Source organism: Microcoleus sp. A2-C3 (assembly GCF_036706065.1).
Taxonomy (GTDB): Bacteria; Cyanobacteriota; Cyanobacteriia; order Cyanobacteriales; family Microcoleaceae; genus Microcoleus.
The window spans coordinates 1-5,257 of record NZ_JAUBVX010000104.1 but is presented as its reverse complement, the minus strand read 5'-3'; the positions used below and the strand labels follow the sequence as shown (position 1 = coordinate 5,257).

General features: G+C 45.9%; 7 protein-coding genes and 1 pseudogene. 4 read left to right on the top strand and 4 right to left on the bottom strand.

Annotation, left to right across the window (positions count from 1 at the left end; genetic code table 11):
- Positions 1-185: 185 nt before the first annotated feature.
- On the bottom strand, positions 186-1,571 hold the full coding sequence (locus QUB66_RS29345) for a pentapeptide repeat-containing protein (RefSeq protein WP_332970756.1): 1,386 nt from the start codon (positions 1,569-1,571) through the stop codon (positions 186-188).
- A gap of 165 nt (positions 1,572-1,736) precedes the next feature.
- Between QUB66_RS29345 and QUB66_RS29340 the strand changes: the two genes are divergently transcribed.
- Positions 1,737-2,075, top strand: a complete 339-nt coding sequence (locus tag QUB66_RS29340; protein ID WP_332970757.1) for a TRADD-N-associated membrane domain-containing protein — start codon at positions 1,737-1,739, stop codon at positions 2,073-2,075.
- Positions 2,076-2,099: 24 nt separating this feature from the next.
- On the opposite strand, the gene QUB66_RS29335 is transcribed toward QUB66_RS29340, so the two are convergent.
- Positions 2,100-2,312: a helix-turn-helix domain-containing protein gene (locus QUB66_RS29335; RefSeq protein ID WP_332970761.1), complete on the bottom strand. Its 213-nt coding sequence runs from the start codon at positions 2,310-2,312 to the stop codon at positions 2,100-2,102.
- A gap of 124 nt (positions 2,313-2,436) precedes the next feature.
- Between QUB66_RS29335 and QUB66_RS29330 the strand changes: the two genes are divergently transcribed.
- Both QUB66_RS29330 and QUB66_RS29325 read left to right on the top strand, forming a co-directional pair.
- Positions 2,437-2,679: a hypothetical protein gene (locus QUB66_RS29330; RefSeq protein ID WP_332970758.1), complete on the top strand. Its 243-nt coding sequence runs from the start codon at positions 2,437-2,439 to the stop codon at positions 2,677-2,679.
- A 152-nt stretch (positions 2,680-2,831) separates the two neighbouring features.
- Complete coding sequence (locus tag QUB66_RS29325; protein WP_332970759.1) at positions 2,832-3,611, top strand: DUF4058 family protein; 780 nt, start codon at positions 2,832-2,834, stop codon at positions 3,609-3,611.
- Positions 3,612-3,746: 135 nt separating this feature from the next.
- Here QUB66_RS29325 and QUB66_RS29320 read toward each other — a convergent pair whose 3' ends face one another.
- On the bottom strand, positions 3,747-4,445 hold the full coding sequence (locus tag QUB66_RS29320) for an energy-coupling factor ABC transporter ATP-binding protein (protein WP_265239347.1): 699 nt from the start codon (positions 4,443-4,445) through the stop codon (positions 3,747-3,749).
- Entirely contained in the window at positions 4,442-4,714 is a 273-nt protein-coding gene (locus QUB66_RS29315) for a hypothetical protein (RefSeq protein WP_265239348.1), read from the bottom strand. Before QUB66_RS29315 ends, QUB66_RS29320 begins: the two co-directional genes overlap by 4 nt.
- A gap of 400 nt (positions 4,715-5,114) precedes the next feature.
- Between QUB66_RS29315 and QUB66_RS29310 the strand changes: the two are divergent.
- Positions 5,115-5,257: pseudogene (locus QUB66_RS29310) on the top strand (photosystem II D2 protein (photosystem q(a) protein)); the annotation flags it as partial.

The window sequence follows — 5,257 nt, the reverse complement described above, 5'->3', positions numbered from 1 at the left end:
ATCTCTTGTTTCATCTGTCGAAAAAATTCTTAAAGAATTTGGAGATAATTATGTAATTAATTTTGCTTAACTACTTAACTGCGGGGAATCTAATTCTGACACACCATTTATTCCGGGTGTGCGTCAGTTGTGAGATTGTAAGTTTTTATCGAAAATTTCATTCTTTTGACGCACCCTACTTGACTTTATACGCGAGTGAGAATGCCTGCGGGATTACCAGGGGAATCCTCAAAGATTGCTCCTCGTTTGATTAAGTCTTTTTTTTGCTCTTCGGTAATTCCTAAGTTATCTAGAAATCGAGTTCTCTCAACTTGGATACCACTCAGGTCGGCATCGATCAGGTTGGCACCACTTAGGTTGGCAAGTCTCAGGTCGGTACCACTCAGGTTGGCATCACTCAGGTCAGCACCACTCAGATCCGCAAGTATCAGGTCGGCACCGCTCAGGTTGGCACTTCTCAGGTTGGCACCGCTCAGGTTGGCAACGCTCAGGTTGACACCGCTCAGGTTGGCACCGCTCAGAAGGGCATCCCTCATGTTGGCACCGCCCAGAAGAGCAATTCTCTGAAGGGCACGGGCATCTCTCTGAAGGGCACCTCTCTGAAGAGCCTCTCTCAGGTTGAAACGGCCCAGAATGGTACTGCTCAGGTTGGCATCACTCAGGTCGGTACCACTCAGGTTGGTATCACTCAGGTTGGTATCACTCAGGTCGGTACCACTCAGATTGGCACCTCTCAGGTTGGCACCTCTCAGGTTGGCACTGTTCAGGTCAGAATCGCTTAAGTCCGCCTCGTTTAAGTTTGCATCGATTAGGCAAGCACCGCTTAAGTCAGCGTCGCTCAAATCAGCACCGTTTAAATCTCGCCCTATAATTTGGTTAGTAACAATTTCCTCTACTAAACGCCATTTTTCTTCGCTGCTTTCGCCATCTTCCGAACTTTCACTTAATATTTGAACATCCTCGACAGGAAACCCATCTAGTTCTGTTAGTTCTCCTGACTTAATCTGAATTAAAAGTCGCTCAATATCTTCTTCAGACCCTTCTATGATTAATTTGATACTGCCTTCTTGAATATCAGTAACTTGTATAGTAGGAACTCCATGTTTTTTGAGCATAGCTTCAAATCTCTGGCGATCTGAAATCGAATTTATCGAATTCATATCACCCTGCAATGTAATTATTAAAATTTTGTTGTTTTGACTGTCTTTATCTATGACAGCTACTTGGGGGACAAGCATTTTCTGCTTGACTCCCTCTTCAATAATATCAGGCATAGCATTAACCTGAATTTTTATTGGCTCGTGATTTATTATGCTCTCTTGTGTTATTCCTGCAATCTCTTGCCATTTTAATTTTAGTGCTTCACATATTCTTTTGAATGAATCAGGCTGAATAGGAACTTGATTGAAAAAGTTTGTAACTGTACTGCGCGATAACAATTGAGACTTGGCAAAGTTGCTCTTTGAGTCAAACCCTAGCCTGATTAAAGCTCTTTCTGCTGTTTCTACACCTTTTTCAGTTGCTGTAATAGTAAGTTTTTTCTTTTTTCTGCATGGGCTAGCGTCTGGCATCGATTACCTCAATTTCATAAAAATAATTCTTAGCGTAGTCATATCTCAAGCATAAGGCAATCATAGCAAAGTCAAAAGACAACAACAACACAATCATTGCCTAGTCAAGGTTTCAGGCATTTGGCTTCACAATAAAAATATGAAGTCTACAGGTTCTCCGAAATCATGAATAACAAGTTAATCACCAACTCTCACTCCGCACTAGAAATGATTGTTGTCAAAGAGCGTTTGCGCCAATCGCGTTATAGCTTTAACGCTGCTTTAGCAGCAACCGTACTCTCTACCTGCATTAGCCTTCTCGGTGCGGCACTCCTATTATCAGGCAAAGTTACTGAAGGCGCTGTCACCACATCTAGCGGCATGGCTGTAAGTGTGGGTTGCTTGAAACTTGCCAAGGATGCAAACGATCGCCTTGACAGCATAACAAAAGAATTAATAGATGACAGCAGGGAAACAGCCGAGATCCGATCGAAAAACGAACCGCGAAGACGCAAAGGGCGCTAAGGAAGAGAAAGAAAGCCCTCTCCCCTACTTTTCCAAAACCTCAACCAAGTCTTCGATCATCAAATCGAAGACAGCCGCAAGCTTCTGCAAAGCCGTGTAGTCCACCGTTGCCAGTTTTGGGGCTTGCGCGTATTTTTTGACCGTGCTGTAGGGAATGCCCGTTCTTTCGGAAACTTCTTTCAGCGTCCAACCCTTCTCCTCAGCCAGTTCTCGGACTCGTAAGCGAATTTGCCCCATTATGCTTGACACAAGCTATGCTCATAGCTTTTAATGATATACAGATAGCGATCGCCCTCCGACCTCAGAAATCAAGAGCGATCGCCTTTCCTCAACAATCCATTTTCATGGACAGGATTCTCCTATGATACCAAAAGAACCGACATATCGCGATCGACTTGTGCCTTGGCATCTAATTCGCCACCTCCCCAACTGTCAGCGGTTAACAGTCGCCCGTTTCAGCCGCCGCCGCGATGCAGAATCTTACCTGAATGCACTGCGCCGCTTAATGCCGACAGTCCCGCATACAATTGTTTTTGTGAATGCGGTGTCTGTGTTGGATGAAAACAGCGTGCCAATTGCATCGGAATTGGCGATTCAAGTTTAAGCCAACAACAGGCAAGATGCCTGTTCCACAAACATTAAAATATGTTGTGGGGTGGGCAAGATGCCCGCCCCACAAAACAGGCAAGATGCCTGTTCCACAAATATTAAAATGTTGCTAAACTGTAAATAGACTTAAGTCAAGGAGTCAAATCAATGCCATCCCCGTTTCCCGGTGTAGATCCCTATTTAGAACATCCTAATTTATGGCCTGAAGTGCATCATTGGTTGATCAGTGAAATTGCCAGATTTTTATCTCCGCAACTGCGTCCTAAATATCGAGTTGCTGTAGAGTTGCGGATGTATGAAACCAGCGACAAGTCAGTGCTAGTCGGTATTCCCGATGTGACTGTACAGCGTTCTGAAACATCAAATAACCCCTCCACAAATGTGGCTGTTTTGTCACCTCCAGCACAACCAGTGACGGTGACACTTCCTATGCCTGAAATTATCAAGGAAGGTTATTTAGAAATCAGAGGAGTGGACACCAAAGAAGTAGTCACAACGATCGAAATACTTTCACCTACTAATAAACGACCGGGCAAAGGCAGGCAAATGTATGAAAAAAAACGCGAACAAATACTTGGCAGTCGCACTCATTTGATAGAGATTGATTTGCTACGGCGCGGTGAACCAATGCCAGTTTTTGGCAATAATATTGATAGTCAATATCGGATTTTGGTCTGTCGGGGAAATCGCCTTCCTGCCGGCGATATGTATCCTTTTAATATTCAAGATTCAATTCCTGCTTTCCCAGTTCCTTTGCGTCCAGAAGACTCGGAACCTATTGTCGATCTGCAAATGCTTTTCAATCAAGTATATGATATCGCGGGTTACGATCTGGAAATAGATTATTGTCGAGAGCCAATACCCGCACTGTCTGAAGCTGATACAATTTGGGCAGATTCTTGGTTGCGCGATCGCCAATTGCGATGAATAATGTCATTGCGAGTCCTTGAATGTCATTGCGAGATATTAGCGAAGCAATTGCGGAGCCCTGAGATTGCTTCGCTAAGACGCTCGCAATGACACCATATTCTATTGACACCATATTCTAAAATAGCTCGATCGCTAAACATCCTGACTTTGCATCAACCGCTGCTTCAAACGCGCCGGATCTCCCCGATCGACAACTTGGCCCTTTTCCAACAAAAAAGCCCCATCACAATAATTCAACTCATCCAAACGATGAGTCACCCACAAAGCAGTAATCCCGCGATTTTTCACCAACCGCTGCACCGCCGCCACCAAATCCAACTGAGAATCAGGATCTAACAAAGCCGTCGGTTCATCCAATAGTAGAATTTCACAATGACGGGCGATCGCCCCAGCCAAAGCAATCCGCTGCTTCTGTCCCCCGCTCAAAGCATAAATCGGCCGCCGTTGCAAATCCAGCAAATTCACAGCCTCCAAAGCCTCAGCCACCCTCTCGCGCACCTGAAGATTAGAAAGCTTTTCCTCCACCAAACCAAAAGCCACATCCGCACCCACCGTCGGCATCACCAACTGGTGATCCGGGTTTTGGAACACAAAACCCACACGCCCGCCCAGATCAATTTCGCCCGACTGGGGGTGCAGCAGCCCAGCCATCAGCCTCAGCAGCGTAGATTTGCCGCTACCGTTAGTACCCAAAAGCATCCAAAACTCGCCCTTTGGTACATCCAGAGAGCAACCTTGCAAAACTCGATCGCCCGACGGCCAGCAAAAACCCAAATCGCGCACCGCAACCGCTGACTGGCTCATATCGGCACCAACACCCCCAGCCCTCATTCTCCTATTGTCATCGAGACAAAACCCGGCGCTCGGCCTGCAGAATTAGTCCCCGATTTCTGAGAGATCACCACCCCAGAAATCTCGCTGCTGAGGACAGCTACCTTTTTCTCAGTATTTTTCTCACAAGTGAGTTCCAAAATTTGCGGTTGGGAGTTGCGCATTGCCTCTAAAACCTGCTGGTAAACAGCCTCAGCGTCCTCCGCCAACTTCCGCTGCACCGACAAGGAGACGGGCGTGTTCTTCACAATCATGTCAATGCTGAACATATAGTCTTAAAAACCTAAGTTGGGAGCTCTACCCTCAGTATATATATAGGACAGGACTTACGCATCAAGACTCAAAAAACCAGCTTTTTACCCTTTCGGCGGGATGTCACAAAGTATTGCTGTGGAAAAATCCGCTTTCGATCCGGGGCGGTGCCAAGAGTGCCCGCCAGGATTCCGGGTTTATTCCAGGACTTCGAGGACTTCCGACACCAGTCAAGATCCCAAAATTCTTGAATAAATGCTTGCCATTGTAAAGAATTACTCCTATAATCTTAAATACGGTAAAGAAAAGTAAACTCTCTTCATAATCCAACTCGTTGTCTGTTAGGCAGAGCAACGTTTGGGCAATAATGACTAGAGACAAATCCGTTGTAATTATATCTATTTGGAGATTTGCGTAATGACAATCGCAGTCGGACGCGCCCAGACCGAACGAGGCATATTTGATGTACTCGACGACTGGCTTAAGCGCGATCGCTTCGTCTTCGTAGGCTGGTCTGGCATCCTGCTATTCCCCTGCGCCTACCTATCCATCGGTGGCTG